The following is a 21067-nucleotide window of genomic DNA, read 5'->3' as shown; positions in this document are numbered from 1 at the left end:
ACTCGTTTCGTTCGTTGCCGCCACAGGGGCGGTAAAAAAAATTCTGATTAATTCAGAGTGAGGCAATAAATTGCCCGCGTCAAATCATTGCTGTGCATCTTTGCGCGGCTGGCGCAGCACTTCATTAATCTGCGGCTTATCAATTGGGCCCGTAATGCGGTAGCGCAGAATCGAGACTTTGCTCCATAGCGGCCCCAGGACTTTACTGGCAGCAAACACCGCTGCGCCGACTATAGGGTTAACCACAAATGCCGCCGCTACGCCAACCGTTGCCGAAATTTCCGGGGCCACGACCGCTTCCATATCCAGTTCACGTCGCACCAGGTTCACCGAACCCTTCATCGCTATATCCGCTTCGAGGCCGTCAACCAGCGTATCGTCAGTATGCATGACGCCATCTTTAATCCATGCCGTACTGCGAATGGAATCGTAGTAGAACCCTTCGCGGAAGGTATCACTGAAGTCAAAGCGCAGCTTACGCAGCAGCGCGTCAAAGCTCAGAAGACGTAAAATCTGCCCGGCATGCCCCGTGCTGACGTCGGCGATTTCCCCTTTACCAAAGTAGGTTCTGAGGATGCCGTTCAGTGAGGCTTCCTCTGGCTTCCAGGGTTGCGCACGCCAGTGCAAATCATAATTCACGTCGAAAGATGAGCCGCGTAACGGTGTGCTGATGCCGAAGAAATTCGCCGCCGCATCCAGTTTTTTGCCCTTAATCTGCCCTTTCAGCGAGGTGCGCTGTTCCGCTGCCCCATTCACCCACTCTCCGTTGGCCGTCAGGCGACCAAACCCTGTATCAATCAGACCGCCTGACAAACTCAGCGTATCGCCTTTAATGGCGAAATCGCCGTTGATACGACCGTATTTCTGCCCCCACAGCCAGCATTCGGCGCAGCGGAGCTGTAAATCAGGCCAGCCGCTAAAGTCCACGCGCGAGACGTCTGCCAGGGGCGATACCGTGCCGCTTTCTGCATTGTCTTTGGGCGTGGCGCTTGCCGGGTTGTAATAGAGATAACGTACATCCGCCTGCCAGGGGCCGTTGTCACGCATTATCAACGAGCCATTGATTTCTCGTCCTTTCGCTTCAACTTTTGAGCCATTCGCCGAAGGTTCAGAAACGATACTCAGGTTATTCCACTGCTGGCCACCCAACGTCAGGGCCGGGGTACGGAGGGTCACTTTCTGCGGGAACTGAGCTGCCTCATCGACGTTTTGTCCCACACCTTTGTTGAACAGAGCCAGCCACTGCGCGCCATCGAGTGCGGGTAAATTCAGCTCAATGCCCTGCTGTTCTGGCAGCGGTGGCAAGGTCTGGCTGTCTGTCGTCCAGATGGCCCGATCGAGCGTCAGCTTGCGGCCCAGGAGCCAACGGCTGTTAAAGTGATTATCCCCGTTGGCGTTACCCGTGAGAGCAAAGCTTTTTAAATCCCCTTTAACGTTAATATTGACGGGTAAAGCCTGACCAGACGGTTTCGCCAGTGGAGCGGGTAAGTGACTGCTTACATTTTTCAGATCGCCCGCGATATCCACCGCGTAGCGCGCATCCGCATGGTAGGGTAAATCTATGCCCACTTTCCCTTTCCATGACACCGAACCGTCGATGGATTCCGCAATCGGTTTAGGCAGCACGTCCATGCGTGAAGGCTGCCAGTTTGCATCCATGTTTACCGCCACCTGATACGCTTTTTCGCCTTCCGTGGTGGAGAAATCGACATTCAGCGGCTGGTTAAACCAGGTCGCTTTCATCGGCTCGCTGCGCAAATTGCCGTTGGTAAAGCTGAATTTGCCGGTCAGATTTTTCAGGGTGCTATTAAGCGGCTTGATAAAGAGGCTGTTATCGTTCAGGACAACGTCGCCTTTCGCGGTCGTCATTTCGCCATCCAGCGGAATGTCCAGATTCAGGCGCGCTTTCACATCGCCATCAAGCTGCAGCTCTTTGAGCGTCGCGGCGAGCGAGTCTTTCAGCGGCGTCTCCTCAAAGTAAGGGCCGACCGCTTTACCCGGGCCGTTAATATCAGCATCAACAATCAGCTTTTCTTTCGAGTAGTCAGGAATGACGGCGGTCAGGTTGCTGGCCTCGACACCGCCCAGCGCCACTTTGTCAGACTTCATCCACAGCCCGTCATTGATAAAGTCGAGTTCGATATCCAGGTTTTTCAACGCGGGCCAGTCTGGCTGAAACGCAAAAGTGGCATTGCGCAGCGGGACCAGCACTTCAAACTGGCCTTCATTGTGTTTATAGGGGAAGAGATGAGGATTGCCGCCATAAACCAGCGTCGCGTTATCGGCCTGCCCGCCCTGGATGGCGCCGCTCAGATAATCCACCAGCGCTTTTCCCATCAGGTTTTCAGGGAAGTAGCGCCAGGCCTGGGCACCGTCGTCGGTGCTGATCCCCGCCAGAATGCCCAGCCAGGGTTCGTCGCCCGCAGGCTGAAGATAGCGGAAATCACCGCGCGCACGGAGAGCGGTGGCTTTCACATCGATATCACGGCCATCGAGCTGGAAGCCTTTCTCATTCTTAAGCCAGTTGAGGGTCGCATGGCCTTTTTCAATCTCAAGGGGGGCGCGGAAGACCGTTTCATAAGGCATTTTGGCATTGGCCATCTGCACGGTCAGACGACCGTTTTCTGCACTGCCCTCAAGGGTGCCGTTGAAATGGTTCGCGCCTGGCAGCATTTTCCACTGCTTCCAGCCGAGGTCTTTCCACGACGCCTGAAAACGGGTTTTTTCTGTTGCCTGTAGGGGAATATCCAGCGCCAGTGCGTCAATCTTTCCGTAGGGCTGCGTCGCCTGCCACACTTCGCCGAGGGAGGGGGCCATGCGGCTCGCAATCGGGCGTAACCCTTCAAGACCGGATAACTCGAGATTGCTGGCGCGGATTCGCAGTTCATCACTGCGCTTATTGGCGACGCCGCCCACCGTTTGTTCAGGCACCCACGCCATGGTCAGGGCTCCACGCGGCCAGGCTTTGCCGTCCATGGTGATGCGGGTATCAGGAATAGAGAACTGCCAGCTTTCGCCCTGTCGGGTGACATGGGCGGTAAGATGATCAACCGACATTTCATGCAGCCGATCGTCACCTTTCCAGGATGCGCCGCCTTGCTTGAGCCAGACGTCACCGGCGGCAATATCGCCGTTGGTCAGCGTCAGCCAGCCTTCCACGCTAAACCGCGCGCGCTGTAACGCGACGTTATCCTGCATCCACCGACCGAGCCAGGGTTTAACGTCAATATCGTCGGCCTGTAGCCAGACTTTGCCATTATTTAACAGACCGTTGTCATCACGCAGATCCATCCGCACCTGCATGATGCCGTGTTGACCATTCAGACTGGAGAGATTGACCTGGCCTTCGGCGCGATGGCGATCTTTGCCGTTGAGCCAGGTTAGCTGTGGGATCGCCAGTTCCGCCCGCTGGCCGGAAAGCGTGAGAAAGCTCACCTCGCTGTCGCGCAGATCAAAATGATCGAACTGACGCAGGAAGAGATCGCTAATGCGATTGGTCTCGATCCCCTCGCTTTTCTCGTCGTTACGCAGCGGCGTATTGGTGTAAAACTGAAGTTGATAAAAGGTGAGATCGCGGAATTGCCAGCGCAGGTGCAGCAGGCTTTGCCACACGTCCAGCGCCAGCGTCACGCGTTTAATTTTGAGGAAGCCGCCATCTTTCAGGCTGGCATGAATATCCCGGGCGTCCAGGGTTGGGCCAAAGTTTTGCCAGTTGGCGCTCAACTGGCTTGCTTCTACGGGTACGCCCGTGGCGTTCTCAATTTTCGCCAGCACCTGCGGGCGCCAGCTGTCGAGATGGGGCAAAAGCAGGCGTAGCCCACTCACGAGCAACGCGACAATCACGACCAGCGTTGCCCCTGTAAGCAGTAAAATCCCCGGCAATCGCCTCACGCATCTCTCCTTGTCAGCCGTTCTCATGCAGCAACGCTGCGTTTTACATCATCACCACGTCAAACTGCTCCTGGTTATAGAGCGGCTCGATCTGCACTTTCACCTGTTTGCCAACGAAGATTTCCACTTCTGCCAGCGCATGAGACTCTTCGCCTTTCAGTGCTTCAGCCACCGCAGGGGAAGCATAGACCAGAAAACGATCGGAGTCGTAAGCATGATGGACGCGCACAATTTCACGCATGATTTCATAGCAGACCGTCTCAACCGACTTTACCGTTCCGCGTCCGTGGCAGGCAGGACACTGGTTGCACAGCACATGTTCGACGCTTTCACGGGTGCGCTTGCGCGTCATTTCCACCAGCCCCAGCTGCGAGAAACCGTTAATACTGGTTTTTACCCGGTCTTTGCTTAAGGCCTGCTCCAGCGAATGCAGCACACGGCGGCGGTGATCCTCATTATTCATATCGATAAAGTCGATAATGATAATGCCGCCCAGATTACGCAAACGAAGCTGGCGCGCAATCGCCTGGGTCGCTTCGATGTTGGTATTGAAGATGGTGTCATCCAGGTTACGGTGGCCGACAAAGGCCCCGGTATTGATATCCACCGTCGTCATCGCTTCGGTCTGATCGATAATCAGATAACCGCCGGATTTAAGCTCGACTTTACGCTCGAGCGCACGCTGGATCTCGTTTTCAACATCATAGAGATCGAAGATAGGCTGCCGGCCTGAGTAATGCTCCAGCAGTCCCGGCATTTCCGGGATGTATTCGGCGGTGAATTCCAGCAGCGCATCGTAGGTCAGACGGGAGTCAACGCGGATGCGGTCAAGCTGCGCATCGGCAAAATCCCGCAACACGCGCTGTGCCAGCGCCAGCTCACCGTACAGCTGGTAGCGTGTCTGGTTGCGTTTTTTGCGCTCCATCACTTTGGTCCAGACGCGTTTCAGGTACGCGGCATCCGAGGCGAGATCCTCTTCGCTGATCCCTTCGGCCGCGGTACGGATAATGAATCCGCCCTGCTCGTCACAGTATTCGCCGACCACCTTTTTCAGGCGCTCGCGCTCGCTTTCGCTCTCAATACGCTGAGAAACACCCACATGCGAGGCGCCAGGCATAAAGACGAGATAACGGGAAGGGAGAGTGATGTCGGTTGTCAGGCGGGCGCCTTTGGTGCCCAGCGGATCTTTCACCACCTGCACCATCAGGTCCTGGCCCTGACGCACCAGCTCAGAGATATCACGCACGGTGAACTGCTTTTGCTCTTCACCCGCCACACATTCGGTGTGTGGCATGATGTCAGAGGCATGAAGAAACGCCGCCTTGTCGAGTCCAATATCTACAAATGCCGCCTGCATACCGGGTAGCACACGACTCACACGACCTTTGTAGATATTGCCTACGATTCCGCGTCGCGCTTCGCGCTCAATATGAATTTCCTGGAGAATACCGCCATCAATGTACGCCACTCGGGTTTCCGAAGGCGTTACGTTTACCAACAATTCAGCCGTCATAATTATCCCTTCTCTCACGCAGTGAGTTAAAATTGCTCAGCAACTCATACGTTTCCACCAGCGGTAAGCCGACCACGGCGTGATAGCTGCCATTTATCTTCCTGACAAAACAGCCACCCAACCCTTGAATACCGTATGCACCTGCTTTATCCATTGGTTCACCGCTGGCGATGTAGCCCGCGATCTCCTCATCGGTCAGCACTCTGAACGTAACGTCGGTGACCACCAGGCAATCCAGCACATGCTGGCTATCGGCCAGAGCTACGGCCGTCATCACCTGGTGCGTTTGCCCGGATAATTTATGCAACATACGCGCCGCATGACAGGCGTCGCGCGGTTTCTCCAGCACCTCACCGTTGAAGATCACGATGGTATCCGCCCCCAGCACCGGCAGGTCTCGCGGCGTTTGCGCCACGCCCGCCTGCGCCTTTTCACGCGCTAAACGGGAGACGTACTGTTGCGCGCTTTCGCTTTCGCCACGTTTTTCTTCAATACCGGTGACGATACGTTCAAACGAGACACCGAGTTGTGTGAGCAACTCCTGGCGACGCGGGGAACCAGAGGCAAGATATAAAGACGTCATAGAAACCTTTTATTGCACGGCAAATTGCTGGCGAACTTTTCGCATCAGCAAGAACAGCCACGGCCAGAGCACACCGTTTACTACACTACTCCAGAACACTTCAGGTCGGAAAGAGACGTTGATCACTAAAAACTCTGCCCAGAAAACAATGATATCCGAGGCAAGGGACAACAACATCACCACCAGCGCCTGTTGCCAGAGTGCGAGGTTACGGAAAAGCTGGAATTTCAGTGCGACAAGATACGCGATAATGCTCATGGACAAAGCGCGCACGCCCAGCGTAGAGCCACTAATGAGATCCATTATGGCACCCATGACAAAACCGGTGCCGACATTTACGCGGTGTGGCAGTGCGAGGATCCAGTACAGCAGAATGAGAAGCACCCAGTTTGGCCGGTAAACAAGAATGTTGTCCGGCCAGGGCATAACTTGCAGCAACAGTGCAATAAGGAACGAGAGCCAAATGACCCATCGTCCCTGGCTACGATAACTTGCCACTACTGCCCTCCAGGAGAGAGTTGTGGCGACTGTTGCGCATCCGTAGAAGGTTGAGTAATACCTGTAGCGGGCGCAGGTACCGGAGCGTGCGGCCCCATGGAATCAGGCGACGGCAGAACCTGCGGCATCATCTGCATCAGGCGTTCATTCGCGACACGGTGCACATCTTCCGGCGTCATTGGGTTGATACCGTTACGATCGGCGCCCCAAAGCAGCAGCAGATAGCGTAAACGTTGCAAACCGGCCGTCGGACGCGCCTGAATCACGGTGTACGCGCGCTGGGTATCGAGCTTGACCGAAGAAACCACCCCGACAGGATAGCCTTCAGGGAATCGACCACCCAGACCGGAGGTCACCAGCACATCCCCCACACGAATATCGGTGTTGGCCGGCAGATGCTCAAGCTGCAGATCGTCCGTACAGCCATTACCCGCAGCAATGACGCGAATGTCGTTTCTCAACACCTGAATGGGCAAGGCATGGGTGGCATCACAAATCAGCAGAACGCGGCTGGTGAGTTTCGCAACCGCGACCACCTGGCCTACGACGCCTTTATCGCTGATAACGGGCTGGCCTTCATACACGCCATTGACGCTGCCCTTGTCGATAACCACCTGATCGCTGTAAGGATCGTTTACGGTGGAGATCACCTGGGTCACCATTTTTTGCTCATCCTGACGCAGTGGGGAACCCAGCAGTTCACGCAGACGGGCGTTTTCCTGGCGATATTGACCCAGCATGAGCAGCTCACTGTTTTTCAGCAACAGCTCCTGACGCAATGCACGGTTTTCGAGTTCAAGCTGATCGCGTGACGACAACGTTTGAGAAACACTGTCGAGGAGTTCACGAGGACCATTAGAAATAAAGTAGAAAGGGCTGACGGCGGTGTCCATGTATGTTCTGATCTGGCTGAACATACCGAGGCGGCTGTCGGCAATAATGACTCCAAGCGCGACCAGCACCCCCAGGATCAGGCGAAACTGTAGCGACGGGCCACGGCTAAAAATGGGCTTCATAGGCTATGCGTCTTCTCGGTCAGAGAGGAAGGGTAGCAACGGCTACCCTTTCACTTCTGACTACTCTTCGCTAAATAAGTCGCCGCCGTGCACGTCGATCATTTCCAGCGCCTTACCGCCACCACGGGCTACGCAAGTCAGTGGATCTTCTGCAACTACGACAGGAATACCTGTCTCTTCCATTAACAGGCGGTCGAGGTTACGCAGCAGCGCACCACCACCGGTCAGCACCATGCCGCGCTCGGAGATATCGGACGCCAGTTCTGGTGGACACTGTTCCAGTGCAACCATCACCGCGCTCACGATACCGGTCAGCGGCTCTTGCAGCGCTTCGAGGATTTCGTTGGAATTCAGGGTAAATCCACGCGGCACACCTTCAGCCAGGTTACGACCGCGGACTTCGATTTCGCGGACTTCATCGCCTGGGTATGCGGAGCCGATTTCGTGTTTGATACGCTCTGCGGTGGCTTCACCGATCAGAGAGCCGTAGTTACGGCGCACATAATTAATGATGGCTTCATCGAAACGGTCACCACCAATACGCACGGAAGAGGAATACACCACGCCGTTCAGGGAGATAACGGCCACTTCAGTGGTACCGCCACCGATATCCACAACCATTGAACCGGTCGCTTCTGATACCGGCAGGCCTGCGCCAATTGCCGCCGCCATAGGTTCTTCAATAAGGAAGACTTCACGCGCGCCTGCACCTTGTGCTGACTCACGGATAGCACGACGTTCAACCTGCGTTGCGCCAACCGGTACGCACACCAGAACGCGCGGGCTTGGGCGCATAAAGCTGTTGCTGTGAACCTGTTTAATGAAGTGTTGAAGCATTTTTTCAGTCACGAAGAAGTCAGCGATAACGCCGTCTTTCATCGGGCGGATCGCGGCGATGTTGCCAGGGGTACGCCCCAGCATCTGCTTCGCATCATGCCCTACGGCTGCCACGCTTTTAGGCGAGCCGGCACGATCCTGACGAATGGCCACAACAGAAGGCTCATTCAATACGATGCCTTGTCCTTTAACATAAATCAGGGTATTCGCAGTACCCAGGTCAATGGACAGGTCATTGGAAAACATGCCACGAAATTTTTTCAACATACTAAGGGATAATCCTGAAAGCTGGGGCGGAAAAATAAAATCCGCTTACTTTACCAACCACACGCAGCAGCGACAAGGCGCAAGAATCATCTGCTACGGTGAAAATTAGTGCAGTACGTTACCGCATGTTACAAATTGCTCACCTGATTCCATCAGGGCTGAGTAAACAGCTGCGTCCCTCACGTTTATTTGTAACTTTGCCGGTCGTTCACTGGCGTTTTGCTCGTCTTACTCAAAGCTACAGGCGCGATATTCTACGTGAAAACAACGTAAACGGCAGGTCAAACAGAGTATCTTTGCAAATATTTTTTCACATTGCTGTCAAGCGCCTGAGAGGACGCAATAAAATCGCCCTGTCCTCCTGCCACACCGCGCTCCGTCAGCATCTGCCATTCGCTACGGGAGCGGACGCCCGTCGCGAAAACCTGCGTGCGCGTTCCTTTACACGCCTCCACCAGACTCTGTACCAGAAGCTGGTTTTCGGTGCGCTTCTCAATATCCCTGATAAGCCCGGGATGTAACTTCAATAATTCCACATCCAGTTCTTTGATCCAGAGCGTACTGACCAGGGTTAATCCCGCCTGTGTCACTGCGACGCGAACGCCGAGCGCATTCATTAATCGAACCACAGGCTGTAACCGGCTGATATGTTGACCAACATCCGCCTCTGCAAGTTCAAAAATAATCCGCTTGCGTTGCGATTTTTCGCATTGCATTAACGCATCGCGCAGCCAGCGCTGAAAACGCGGGCGAATAAGCGACTCTACCGTCACCTGTAATGCCAGATTTTCCTCCGGCCAGAAAGATAAAAATGGAATCAGACGCGTAATTTGTTGACGGTCATACTCTTCCGAGAGGCCAAACTGCAGAACCATGGGCAGAAATTCCGCTAACACCACCTCTTCTTTACCGTCAAAGATCCGGCACATCAGTTCGCGATGATGGACGACGCCATTACGTAATACAGCAGGCTTTTGATAAATCCTGGGGCCACCGCGACTGAGCATCTGTTCAATGAGCGTACGCCAGCGCACGTTACCCCGTCCTTTCTCAGGCAGAGAGTCGTCATAGACCGCCCAACCGTTAGCGCCCTGCAGCACGGCGTTGCGCGTGGCCGCCTCGGCATGCTCCATCACCTGCTGAGTGTGCTGGCCTCCTCGCCAGGCGCAAATACCGATGTGCACCATATCGTCCCGGTCGAGCATTTTAGAAGGGGGCAAGGCATCAACGGCCTTAAGGAGCTGGCTGGCAATACTTTCCGACTCCTTTAAGGTGCGATGCGGCAACAGAACCGTAAAATCGCTGCGGTGATACCGCGCCAGCAGCGCGCCGGGATAGCGCATCACAAAGGTCGAGAGAAGATTGATCAACGTAAAGAGATGATCTTCGGCTACTTTGCGTCCCCAGGTATCGCGCAGGAGGTCGAAATCCGGAAGGCGAATCATCATCACCACGCCATGCGATCCCACTTTTTCCGGATCGTCGAGCAGCGTCGCCAGTTGGTTATTAAAAAAGAGCCTGTTGTTCAGCCCCGTTTTATTATCCTGCGCGGCATAGGAGCGGATCAGGGTATCCATCCGGCTACGCTGCTCGCTGGCGAACTGGATTTCTGAGAGCAGCACATCCAGCGCGCTGCTCGTGCGCGTCGGCCACTCATGGACCGATCCCCGCACGTTAATGCCGCGCTCCCCGTTAAGAATGCGTAAGGATCGATTTTCCAGCAGCTCTTGCCCGGAAAGCTGCCGACGAAGCCAGCGAACGGCCAGGAACAGTAAAATGACGATAAAGGCAACGGCGGCGGTCAGGGGGGCGGTGGTCATCAGCGAGCGAAAGTAGTTCGCCATGGGATCCTGGTAAGATAGCCGGAGAGTGATGCCCGGGCTTTTAATCGATTCCACCGTCACTGTGCGGTACTGCTCGAGGGTGCCTGCCGGGCGATAGCTGCTCTGATGGGAATGGCTCAGAATGACTTTGCTACCCTGTAAGATGTCGATCTGAACAATATCCACCGGGACCATCAGCTCATCCAGCTGTTGCTCAATCGCGGGCAAGGTTGATGTTACCAGCCTGGCGTCAATGACCGAGGCGACGGATTCGACACGATTATTCAGCTTATCCTGAATCGCATTGTAAAAACTCAGCGAGCATCCGATGAGCGTCACAAGGATAGTGAGCCCCGTGAGCAAGGTGATAAAAGCTGAGAATTTCGTCGTTAATCGCATCCTTGAGATTACTCCGTGGGGTTAAGGGCGGCGAGTGAGTACTAACTTGCATTTCAAATGCGACATACTAACAAACCTGGGGTTTCTGGCAATTTATTGCGTTAAATCGGCATAGCGTTTCATTCAGCGAGTATAGTCTCACACATCACTTTCCAACATCATGCTTAATGAGGACACCTGTATGCAGGCTTTAATCTTAGAACAGCAGGACGGTAAAACGATTTCATCGGTGCAAACCGTTGAGGATAGCCGCCTGCCAGAGGGCGACGTGACCATTGATATCGACTGGTCCAGCCTGAATTACAAGGATGCGCTTGCCATTACAGGCAAAGGTAAAATTATCCGAAATTTCCCTATGGTGCCGGGAATCGATTTTTCGGGCCACGTGCGCGCCAGTGAAGACCCTCGTTTTCATGCCGGACAACAAGTGTTGCTGACCGGCTGGGGCGTGGGTGAAAACCACTGGGGCGGCCTGGCGGGCCAGGCGCGGGTCAAAGGCGACTGGCTGGTGGCGATGCCAAAAGGGATGGACGGACGCAAAGCGATGATCATCGGTACCGCAGGTTTCACCGCCATGCTGTGCGTGATGGCGCTGGAAGAGGCCGGCATTCGCCCTGAATCGGGTGAAATTGTGGTTACGGGCGCCAGCGGTGGCGTAGGCAGCACCGCGGTCACCCTGCTGCATGCCCTGGGTTATCAGGTTGCAGCGGTGTCGGGTCGCGAAAGTACCCATGACTACCTGCGCTCCATTGGCGCGCATCGTATTCTGGGGCGTGAAGAGTTTGCCGAGACGCGCCCGCTCGAAAAACAGGTCTGGGCAGGGGCTATCGACACGGTAGGCGATAAGGTTCTCGCTAAGGTACTGGCGCAGATGAACTATGGTGGATGCGTTGCCGCCTGCGGTCTGGCGGGTGGATTTGCGCTGCCCACCACCGTAATGCCCTTCATTCTGCGTAACGTCCGACTGCAGGGTGTGGATTCCGTGATGACGCCAGCGTCCCGCCGTGCTCAGGCATGGGAACGTCTGGTCCGCGATTTACCGGAGTCGTTCTACACCCAAAGCGCCACAGAAATCTCCCTGGAACAAGCCCCTGAATTTGCCGGGAAGATCATGAACAATCAATTCCACGGTCGTGCACTGGTTAAAATCGCCTAATCTTCAAATTTTCGTGACATATTCGCGATAAATCCACTCCTCCGTCATGCTTAGAAAAACCGCATGACGGAGGAAGCCATGAAAAACCGAAAATTGACGGAAGCCGACGTAACGTCCGAATCTGTCTTTATGTTACAACGCCGCCAGATTTTAAAGATGCTGGGCATTAGCGCCACCGCGTTGACGCTCTCCCCGGCGGCTCATGCCGACCTTCTCGACTGGTTCAAAGGCAACGATCGCCCAAAAGCCCCTTCCGGCCAGCCGCTCGACTTTACCAAACCGGCACAATGGCAGAATAAACTGGCCTTAACGCCTGAAGATAAAGTGACGGGCTATAACAACTTCTACGAATTTGGTCTGGATAAAGCCGATCCTGCGGCCAACGCGGGGAGCATGAAAACCGATCCCTGGACGCTCAAAATCGAGGGTGAGGTGGCGAAACCCCTGACGCTGGACCATCACGATCTCACCACGCGTTTTCCGCTGGAAGAACGCATTTATCGCATGCGCTGCGTAGAGGCCTGGTCCATGGTAGTGCCCTGGGTGGGCTTCCCGTTGCATAAACTGCTGGCGCTGGTTGAACCCACCAGCAATGCAAAATATGTCTCCTTTCAGACGCGCTATGCTCCGGACGAGATGCCTGGACAGAAAGATCGGTTCATCGGCGGTGGCCTTGAGTATCCGTATGTAGAAGGGCTGCGTATTGATGAAGCGATGCATCCGCTTACGCTTCTGACGGTAGGCGTTTATGGCAAAGCGCTGCCCCCGCAAAACGGCGCACCGATTCGCTTAACCGTCCCCTGGAAGTATGGCTTTAAAGGCATCAAATCGATTGTCAGTATTAAACTCACCCGCGAACGCCCGCCGACGACCTGGAACCTTGCGGCACCCGACGAATATGGCTTTTACGCTAACGTAAACCCGCACGTGGATCATCCTCGCTGGTCGCAGGCCACGGAACGTTTTATTGGCTCAGGCGGCGCGCTGGATGTGAAACGTCAGCCTACCCTGCTCTTTAACGGGTATGCTGACGAAGTGGCGTCACTTTATCGCGGCCTTAATTTACGGGAGAGCTTCTGAGTGCGCCTGACTGCAAAACAGATTACCTGGCTCAAGGTTGCTTTGCATCTTGCCGGCCTGCTTCCTTTTATCTGGTTATTTTGGGCCGCCAGTCAGGGCGTTTTTAGCGCCGATCCGGCGAAAGATATCCAGCATTTTACGGGTAGGATGGCTCTGAAATTTTTACTGGCGACCTTGCTGGTGTCACCGCTGGCGCGTTACGCTAAACAGCCATTATTGATTCGTACCCGGCGGTTACTCGGGTTATGGTGTTTTGCATGGGCGACGCTGCACCTGACCAGCTACACCCTGCTGGAACTGGGCATCAACAATCTGTCGTTACTGGGAAGCGAGCTGATCTCGCGTCCTTATTTAACGCTGGGTATCATCAGCTGGTTTATTTTGCTGGCGCTGGCGTTGACGTCGACACAGTTTGCGCAGCGAAAACTGGGCAGACGTTGGCAACTGCTGCACAACTTCGTCTATCTGGTGGCGATCCTCACGCCCATCCATTATCTGTGGTCCGTGAAGATCTTATCTCCCCAGCCCATCCTCTATGCCTTCGCGGCGGCGGCGCTTTTAGCCTGGCGTTATAAAAAGTTCCGCCAGTGGTTTCGTTAATCGTCGAAACTGTGCGTTTTACCGCAGAATGCCTGACAACCGCGACTCTTTTTCGGATAGCGGTTGATTATCTTCCCTGATAAGACCAGTATTTAGCTGCCAAATGCTACGAAATCGTTATAATGTGCGACCCCGGCATTCCGGACAGCGATTTTTGGTCTCTGAAAGGGTGACAATTGCGCATCGAAGGTATATTTTGTTTTTTACCGGAGAATCGCAGGAGATAGCGGCACAATGGCTGACAAGTTTCACATTTTAGTTTTAAACGGACCGAACCTGAACATGCTCGGTACCCGTGAACCTGAGAAGTACGGCACGCTGACGTTAACAGAAATTGTTAACCGTCTTGGCGAGGAAGCTGCACGGCTCAATGTGAACCTTGACCATTTTCAGTCAAATGCGGAGTACGCACTCATCGACCGAATTCATCAGGCTAAAGACACTGTGGACTATATCCTGATTAATCCGGCCGCGTTTACGCACACCAGTGTTGCGCTTCGCGATGCGCTGCTTGCGGTGAGTATCCCGTTTATCGAGATCCACCTGAGTAATGTGCACGCCCGGGAGCCGTTCCGCCATCATTCCTATCTGTCTGATATTGCCTCTGGCGTTATCTGCGGGTTCGGCGCTGACGGTTATACATACGCTTTACAGACAGCGGTCAAACGCCTGTCACCATCACACTAAACAAGAGTACGGAACCCACTCATGGATATTCGTAAGATTAAAAAACTGATCGAGCTGGTTGAAGAATCAGGCATCTCCGAACTGGAAATTTCTGAAGGCGAAGAGTCTGTACGCATCAGTCGTGCCGCGCCAGCAGCTAACTTCCCAATGATGCAGCAGGCTTATGCTGCACCTGTGATGCAGCAACCTGCTCTGGCTAACGCCGTTGCCCCGGCAGCAGAAGCGCCGGCTGCAGCAGCCGCAGAAATCAGTGGCCACATCGTACGTTCCCCGATGGTTGGTACTTTCTACCGCACCCCGAGCCCGGACGCAAAAGCGTTCATCGAAATCGGTCAGAAAGTCAACGCAGGCGATACCTTGTGCATCGTCGAAGCCATGAAAATGATGAACCAAATCGAAGCCGATAAATCAGGCACTGTAAAAGCGATTCTGGTCGAAAGTGGTCAGCCGGTAGAATTTGACGAGCCGCTGGTCGTCATCGAGTAACGAGGCGAACATGCTGGATAAAATTGTCATCGCCAACCGTGGCGAGATTGCCCTACGAATCCTTCGTGCCTGTAAAGAGTTAGGCATTAAGACTGTAGCAGTGCACTCAAGCGCGGATCGCGATCTGAAACACGTATTGCTGGCGGATGAGACGGTCTGTATTGGCCCGGCTCCGTCCGTAAAAAGCTATCTGAACATCCCGGCTATCATCAGCGCCGCTGAAATCACCGGCGCGGTGGCAATCCATCCGGGTTATGGCTTCCTTTCTGAGAACGCCAACTTTGCTGAGCAGGTTGAACGCTCAGGCTTTATCTTCATCGGCCCGAAAGCCGACACCATTCGCCTGATGGGCGACAAAGTGTCTGCGATCACGGCGATGAAAAAAGCCGGTGTTCCAACCGTACCGGGCTCTGACGGCCCGCTGACCGACGACATGGATGCAAACCGTGCTCATGCTAAACGCATTGGCTACCCGGTGATCATCAAGGCGTCCGGCGGCGGCGGCGGTCGCGGTATGCGCGTCGTGCGCAGCGATGCTGAGCTGGCGCAGTCCATCTCCATGACCAAAGCAGAGGCGAAAGCGGCCTTTAGCAATGACATGGTGTACATGGAAAAATACCTGGAAAATCCACGCCACATCGAAATTCAGGTGCTGGCAGATGGCCAGGGTAACGCTATCTATCTGGCCGAACGTGACTGCTCCATGCAGCGTCGTCACCAGAAAGTGGTCGAAGAAGCGCCAGCACCGGGCATTACTCCGGAACTGCGTCGTTATATCGGCGAACGTTGCTCTAAAGCCTGTGTAGATATCGGCTATCGCGGCGCGGGTACCTTCGAGTTCCTGTTCGAAAACGGCGAGTTCTACTTCATTGAGATGAACACCCGTATTCAGGTTGAACACCCGGTAACCGAAATGATTACCGGCGTTGACCTGATCAAAGAACAGCTGCGTATCGCAGCGGGTCAACCGCTGTCCATCAAGCAGGATGAAGTTGTGGTGAAAGGCCATGCGGTCGAGTGCCGTATTAACGCCGAAGACCCGAATACCTTCCTGCCAAGCCCGGGTAAAATCACGCGTTTCCACGCGCCGGGTGGCTTTGGCGTGCGCTGGGAATCTCATATTTACGCCGGTTACACTGTGCCGCCGTACTATGATTCAATGATCGGCAAGCTCATCTGCTACGGCGAGAACCGTGACGTGGCGATTGCCCGCATGAAGAACGCCCTGCAGGAGCTGATCATCGATGGTATCAAAACCAACGTTGATCTGCAGATGCGCATTATGACTGACGAGAACTTCCAGAACGGTGGGACAAACATCCACTATCTGGAGAAAAAACTCGGCCTTCAGGAAAAATAAGTTCGCATCACTGCTAAAAGGCCGGATATTCCGGCCTTTTTTATTTCTGGGGATCGCCAATGCCCATCATGTACAATCCCCGCTTTCTTCCTCCACAAGGGACGTAAAATGGACACGCGTTTTGTTCAAGCCCATAAAGAGGCGCGCTGGGCGCTGTGGCTGACGCTTCTCTATCTCACTGCATGGTTAGTAACCGCTTACTTACCTGACTCCGATATCGGTATTACCGGCCTGCCTCACTGGTTTGAGATGGCCTGTCTGCTGGTTCCGCTGGTGTTTATCTTGCTGTGCTGGGTGATGATTAAATTCGTTTTTGTCGATATTCCGCTGGAGGATGACGATGCAGCTTGAAGTCATCCTGCCACTGATCGCGTATCTGATTGTGGTGTTTGGGATATCCCTTTATGCCATGCGTAAAAGAGCGACCGGAAACTTCCTCAACGAATATTTCCTCGGCAGCCGTTCCATGGGGGGCGTGGTGCTGGCGATGACCCTGACCGCGACCTACATCAGCGCAAGTTCGTTTATTGGCGGACCGGGCGCGGCCTATAAATACGGCTTAGGCTGGGTCCTGCTGGCGATGATTCAGCTTCCGGCTATCTGGCTATCGCTGGGCGTCCTCGGCAAAAAATTTGCCATTCTGGCGCGCCGGTATAACGCGGTCACCCTCAACGACATGCTCTTTGCCCGCTATCAGAGTCGTCTGCTCGTCTGGCTTGCCAGCCTGAGCCTGCTGGTCGCGTTCGTGGGCGCCATGACCGTGCAGTTTATTGGCGGCGCGCGTCTGCTCGAAACGGCTGCCGGCATCCCCTACGAAACGGGGCTGTTGATTTTTGGCATCAGTATTGCGCTCTATACCGCTTTTGGTGGTTTCCGCGCCAGCGTCCTGAATGACACGATGCAGGGTATGGTGATGCTGCTGGGTACCCTTGTTTTGCTGGTGGGCGTTGTTCACGCTGCAGGGGGGATACAACATGCGGTGGAAACGTTGCAGACCATCGACCCGAAGCTGGTCTCCCCTCAGGGTGCGGATGACATTCTTTCTCCGACATTTATGACCTCTTTCTGGGTGCTGGTCTGCTTCGGAGTGATTGGGCTTCCGCATACGGCGGTCCGCTGTATCTCTTACAAAGACAGTAAAGCCGTCCACCGTGGCATTATCATCGGCACCATTGTCGTGGCTATTCTGATGCTGGGTATGCATCTGGCAGGCGCCCTTGGGCGGGCCGTGATACCTGACCTCGCCGTGCCAGACCTGGTCATCCCGACCTTAATGGTGAAGGTGCTGCCGCCTTTTGCTGCCGGGATCTTTTTAGCCGCGCCGATGGCGGCGATCATGTCGACGATTAATGCTCAGTTACTGCAAAGTTCCGCTACGATCATTAAAGACCTGTATCTGAATCTTCACCCGGAACAGATCAAGAATGAACGGCGTCTTAAGCGTATGTCGGCGGTGATTACCCTTCTGCTCGGCGCTCTGTTGCTGCTGGCGGCATGGCATCCGCCAGAGATGATTATCTGGCTCAACCTGCTTGCCTTCGGCGGGCTGGAAGCGGTGTTCCTGTGGCCACTGGTGCTGGGCCTGTACTGGGAGCGGGCCAATGCCGCAGGTGCCCTGAGCGCGATGGTTATCGGTGGCGTACTGTATGCCGTGCTCGCCACATTTAAAATTCAGTATCTGGGCTTTCATCCGATCGTCCCATCGTTACTGTTAAGCTTGCTGGCGTTTGTGGTGGGGAACCGTTTTGGTCACTCTCTGCCACCCGCTGCCGTTATTTCTACTGATAAATAAAGAGTTTTGCCATGCCGTGGATCCAACTAAAACTGAACACAACGGGCGCGAATGCCGAAGAACTGAGTGAAGCGCTAATGGAAGCCGGCTCGGTTTCCATTACCTTCCAGGACACGCATGACACGCCGGTATTTGAACCGCTGCCAGGCGAAACTCGCCTGTGGGGCGATACCGATGTCATCGGTCTTTTCGACGCTGAAACCGATATGAATGAGGTCGTGGCCCTTCTTGAAGGACATCCGCTGCTGGGCGCAGGTTTCGCGCATAAAATTGAGCAACTGGAAGACAAAGACTGGGAACGCGAGTGGATGGATAATTTCCACCCGATGCAGTTTGGTCGTCGTCTGTGGATCTGCCCAAGCTGGCGCGATGTGCCAGACAAAAACGCGGTTAATGTGATGCTGGATCCTGGCCTGGCGTTTGGTACAGGCACGCATCCAACAACCTCACTGTGCCTGCAATGGCTCGACGGGCTGGATCTGGAAGGCAAAACGGTGATCGACTTTGGTTGTGGATCCGGGATCCTGGCCATTGCCGCACTGAAGCTGGGCGCTGCAAGCGCGATCGGGATCGACATTGATCCGCAGGCTATTCAGGCCAGCCGCGATAATGCTGAACGCAACGGCGTATCGGATCGTCTGTCGCTGTATCTTCCGCACGATCAGCCAGCGTCCATGAAAGCCGACGTCGTGGTCGCTAACATTCTGGCTGGCCCTTTGCGTGAACTGGCTCCGTTGATCGGCGTGCTGCCGGTTGAGGGCGGCCTGCTGGGCCTTTCCGGTATTCTGGCCAGCCAGGCAGAGAGCGTATGTGAAGCTTATACCGACCTCTTTACTCTGGACCCGGTGGTCGAGAAAGAAGAGTGGTGCCGCATTACCGGTCGCAAAAAATAAGTCTTCGGCGTGGTCATCTGACCACGCCTTTCTTTCCCCCAATCTCCTTCCTGCCCTCTGCCGTTCTCCGTTAAAATAACCCTTCAAAATGTAATGATAATCAATGTTTTGAATTATAAAATTCACAGGAAGAATATTATGACTCACTTTACTGGCAAGGCAGCGCTGCTGGCGCTGAGCATTTTTTCTGCTTCAGCATCGGCGTCTCACTGGAGCTATGAAGGGGAAGGCGCGCCAGAACACTGGGGCGAACTGGATGAAGCGTACAAAACCTGTCAAACCGGGATGAATCAGTCCCCAATCAATATCGATTCCACCGCTAACGCCCACCTCTCGCAATTGCAGGCTCACTATAGCGAAGGACCTGTCTCCCTCACGAATAACGGTCATACCATTCAGGCGGGCGAAAAGAACGATACGCGCGACAGCATCACGCTTGATGGCAAAGCGTGGACCTTACAGCAGTTCCACTTCCACTCGCCGAGTGAAAATACCGTCCATGGCAAAAAATATGCGATGGAAATGCACCTTGTCCATAAAAATACGGAGGGTGAACTCGCTGTGGTTGCCGTCATGTTTGAGAAAGGCGCTGCGAACGCGGAACTGAATAAGATCTGGGCCGTGATGCCCGGACAGGTCGATCAAAACATTACTATCAAGCCGGATCTCAATCTCAACGCACTGCTGCCAAAAGATAAAACCTACTGGCGCTTTAGCGGCTCTCTCACTACTCCACCCTGCTCCGAAGGGGTCACCTGGATTGTTCTCCAGCATCCTCTGACGCTCTCTCCTGCTCAGCTGGAGAAGTTTACCCACACAATGCACCATGATAATAACCGTCCGGTTCAACCCCTGCACGGACGCGTCATCGTCGAATAATGGCGATTTTGTGCGTTGATATCATGTTCTAAAATGCGACATCGATCGCAAAGATGGACCCTAATCTGCTGCTAAAAACAGCAGATTATCCCGGGAAAGGGGGACATTTATTGAGAATTATTGAGAAGTTACGGGAATTTGTAAGAGTATATAAAATAACCCCTATAATTTAACTTAATGATTTAACTCATTAATATTTCCATAGCACCTGACCAGGTGGCGATTCCTTGATCTACGACAGTGGATTGTTCAAAGTTTGGCCTTTCATCTCGTGCAAAAAATGCGTAATATACGCCGCCTTGCAGTCACAGTATGGTCATTTCTTAACTCATGCGCATCGGACACTACCAGCTTAGAAATCGACTTATTGCAGCCCCTATGGCAGGGATTACTGACCGGCCATTCAGGACGTTGTGTTATGAGATGGGAGCCGGTTTAACCGTTTCTGAGATGATGTCGTCTAACCCGCAGGTTTGGGAAAGCGATAAATCCCGTTTACGGATGGTGCACGTTGATGAACCAGGTATCCGCACCGTGCAAATTGCCGGAAGCGTGCCTGAAGAGATGGCAGAAGCCGCGCGTATCAACGTTGAAAGCGGCGCCCAGATTATTGATATCAATATGGGGTGCCCGGCCAAAAAAGTGAATCGTAAGCTTGCAGGTTCGGCGCTTCTGCAATACCCCGATCAGGTGAAGGCAATCCTGACGGCGGTGGTCAGTTCAGTGGACGTTCCTGTTACGTTGAAGATTCGCACAGGTTGGTCGCCGGAACACCGTAACTGTGTAGAGATTGCCCAACTGGCCGAAGACTGTGGTATCCAGGCCCTGACCATACATGGACGCACTCGCGCCTGTTTGTTCAACGGCAATGCGGAATATGACAGCATTCGGGCAGTTAAGCAGAAAGTTTCCATTCCGATTATCGCGAATGGCGACATAACTGACCCGCTAAAAGCCAGGGCTGTGCTCGACTATACAGGGGCTGATGCTCTGATGATAGGACGTGCGGCTCAGGGAAGACCCTGGATCTTTCGGGAAATCCAGCATTATCTGGACACTGGAAAGTTGCTTGCCCCCCTGCCTCTGGCAGAGGTTAAGCGCTTGCTTTGCACACATATTCGGGAACTGCACGACTTTTACGGTCAGGCAAAAGGGTACCGAATTGCGCGTAAACACGTTTCCTGGTATCTCCAGGAACACGCTCCAGACGACCAGTTTCGGCGCACATTCAACGCCATAGAGGACGCCAGCGAACAGCTGGAGGCGTTGGAGGCATACTTCGAAAATTTTGCGTAAACAGAAATAAA

The 21067-nt window shown here is 54.1% G+C and carries 18 protein-coding genes; 11 read left to right on the top strand and 7 right to left on the bottom strand.

Going from position 1 to position 21067, the window contains the following annotated elements:
• Nucleotides 1-84: 84 nt before the first annotated feature.
• The 7 genes from yhdP to csrD all read right to left on the bottom strand — a co-directional run bounded on the left by yhdP (nt 85) and on the right by csrD (nt 10827).
• Entirely contained in the window at nt 85-3891 is a 3807-nt protein-coding gene (gene yhdP, locus LZP96_RS11890) for an AsmA2 domain-containing protein YhdP (protein ID WP_064327638.1), read from the bottom strand.
• Between the two features lie 43 nt (nt 3892-3934).
• A complete protein-coding gene (gene rng / locus LZP96_RS11885; RefSeq protein ID WP_064327639.1) occupies nt 3935-5404 on the bottom strand; it encodes a ribonuclease G in 1470 nt (489 codons plus the stop codon).
• Nucleotides 5394-5987: a Maf family protein gene (locus tag LZP96_RS11880; protein ID WP_064327640.1), complete on the bottom strand. Its 594-nt coding sequence runs from the start codon at nt 5985-5987 to the stop codon at nt 5394-5396. The genes rng and LZP96_RS11880 overlap by 11 nt, the downstream gene beginning before the upstream one ends.
• A gap of 9 nt (nt 5988-5996) precedes the next feature.
• The gene (mreD, locus tag LZP96_RS11875) at nt 5997-6485 is read right to left on the bottom strand and encodes a rod shape-determining protein MreD (RefSeq protein WP_064327641.1); all 489 of its coding nucleotides are present in this window, start codon (nt 6483-6485) and stop codon (nt 5997-5999) included.
• Nucleotides 6485-7501 (bottom strand): rod shape-determining protein MreC, encoded by a 1017-nt coding sequence (mreC, locus tag LZP96_RS11870; RefSeq protein WP_064327642.1) that lies wholly within the window; start codon nt 7499-7501, stop codon nt 6485-6487. The genes mreD and mreC overlap by 1 nt, the downstream gene beginning before the upstream one ends.
• A 60-nt stretch (nt 7502-7561) precedes the next feature.
• The gene (mreB, locus tag LZP96_RS11865; protein ID WP_064327643.1) at nt 7562-8605 is read right to left on the bottom strand and encodes a rod shape-determining protein MreB; all 1044 of its coding nucleotides are present in this window, start codon (nt 8603-8605) and stop codon (nt 7562-7564) included.
• 281 nt (nt 8606-8886) lie between these two features.
• Nucleotides 8887-10827 carry an RNase E specificity factor CsrD gene (gene csrD, locus LZP96_RS11860; RefSeq protein ID WP_064327644.1) on the bottom strand — a complete coding sequence of 647 codons (1941 nt, stop codon included), beginning with the start codon at nt 10825-10827 and terminating at the stop codon, nt 8887-8889.
• 181 nt (nt 10828-11008) lie between these two features.
• On the opposite strand from csrD, the gene acuI reads away from it, so the two are divergent.
• The 11 genes from acuI to dusB all read left to right on the top strand — a co-directional run bounded on the left by acuI (nt 11009) and on the right by dusB (nt 21056).
• Complete coding sequence (gene acuI, locus LZP96_RS11855; RefSeq protein ID WP_064327645.1) at nt 11009-11983, top strand: acrylyl-CoA reductase (NADPH); 975 nt, start codon at nt 11009-11011, stop codon at nt 11981-11983.
• Nucleotides 11984-12061: 78 nt separating this feature from the next.
• Entirely contained in the window at nt 12062-13063 is a 1002-nt protein-coding gene (gene msrP, locus LZP96_RS11850; protein ID WP_064327646.1) for a protein-methionine-sulfoxide reductase catalytic subunit MsrP, read from the top strand.
• Nucleotides 13064-13663, top strand: coding sequence for a protein-methionine-sulfoxide reductase heme-binding subunit MsrQ (gene msrQ, locus LZP96_RS11845; protein ID WP_064327647.1), 600 nt, complete (start codon nt 13064-13066; stop codon nt 13661-13663).
• Between the two features lie 234 nt (nt 13664-13897).
• A complete protein-coding gene (gene aroQ / locus LZP96_RS11840; RefSeq protein ID WP_064327648.1) occupies nt 13898-14350 on the top strand; it encodes a type II 3-dehydroquinate dehydratase in 453 nt (150 codons plus the stop codon).
• A 21-nt stretch (nt 14351-14371) separates the two neighbouring features.
• Nucleotides 14372-14836 (top strand): acetyl-CoA carboxylase biotin carboxyl carrier protein, encoded by a 465-nt coding sequence (gene accB / locus LZP96_RS11835; RefSeq protein WP_064327649.1) that lies wholly within the window; start codon nt 14372-14374, stop codon nt 14834-14836.
• 10 nt (nt 14837-14846) lie between these two features.
• Complete coding sequence (accC, locus tag LZP96_RS11830; RefSeq protein ID WP_064327650.1) at nt 14847-16196, top strand: acetyl-CoA carboxylase biotin carboxylase subunit; 1350 nt, start codon at nt 14847-14849, stop codon at nt 16194-16196.
• Between the two features lie 108 nt (nt 16197-16304).
• Nucleotides 16305-16547: a YhdT family protein gene (locus LZP96_RS11825; RefSeq protein ID WP_064327651.1), complete on the top strand. Its 243-nt coding sequence runs from the start codon at nt 16305-16307 to the stop codon at nt 16545-16547.
• Complete coding sequence (panF, locus tag LZP96_RS11820) at nt 16537-17988, top strand: sodium/pantothenate symporter (RefSeq protein ID WP_064327652.1); 1452 nt, start codon at nt 16537-16539, stop codon at nt 17986-17988. The genes LZP96_RS11825 and panF overlap by 11 nt, the downstream gene beginning before the upstream one ends.
• A gap of 11 nt (nt 17989-17999) precedes the next feature.
• On the top strand, nt 18000-18881 hold the full coding sequence (prmA, locus tag LZP96_RS11815) for a 50S ribosomal protein L11 methyltransferase (RefSeq protein WP_064327653.1): 882 nt from the start codon (nt 18000-18002) through the stop codon (nt 18879-18881).
• A 138-nt stretch (nt 18882-19019) separates the two neighbouring features.
• Nucleotides 19020-19760 (top strand): carbonic anhydrase, encoded by a 741-nt coding sequence (locus LZP96_RS11810; RefSeq protein WP_064327654.1) that lies wholly within the window; start codon nt 19020-19022, stop codon nt 19758-19760.
• Between the two features lie 330 nt (nt 19761-20090).
• Nucleotides 20091-21056 carry a tRNA dihydrouridine synthase DusB gene (gene dusB / locus LZP96_RS11805; RefSeq protein ID WP_064327655.1) on the top strand — a complete coding sequence of 322 codons (966 nt, stop codon included), beginning with the start codon at nt 20091-20093 and terminating at the stop codon, nt 21054-21056.
• The last annotated feature ends 11 nt before the right edge of the window (nt 21057-21067 follow it).

The organism is Huaxiibacter chinensis (genome assembly GCF_022171985.1).
Taxonomy (GTDB): domain Bacteria; phylum Pseudomonadota; class Gammaproteobacteria; order Enterobacterales; family Enterobacteriaceae; genus Enterobacter; species Enterobacter chinensis_A.
This window is presented reverse-complemented; position numbering and strand designations above follow the sequence as displayed.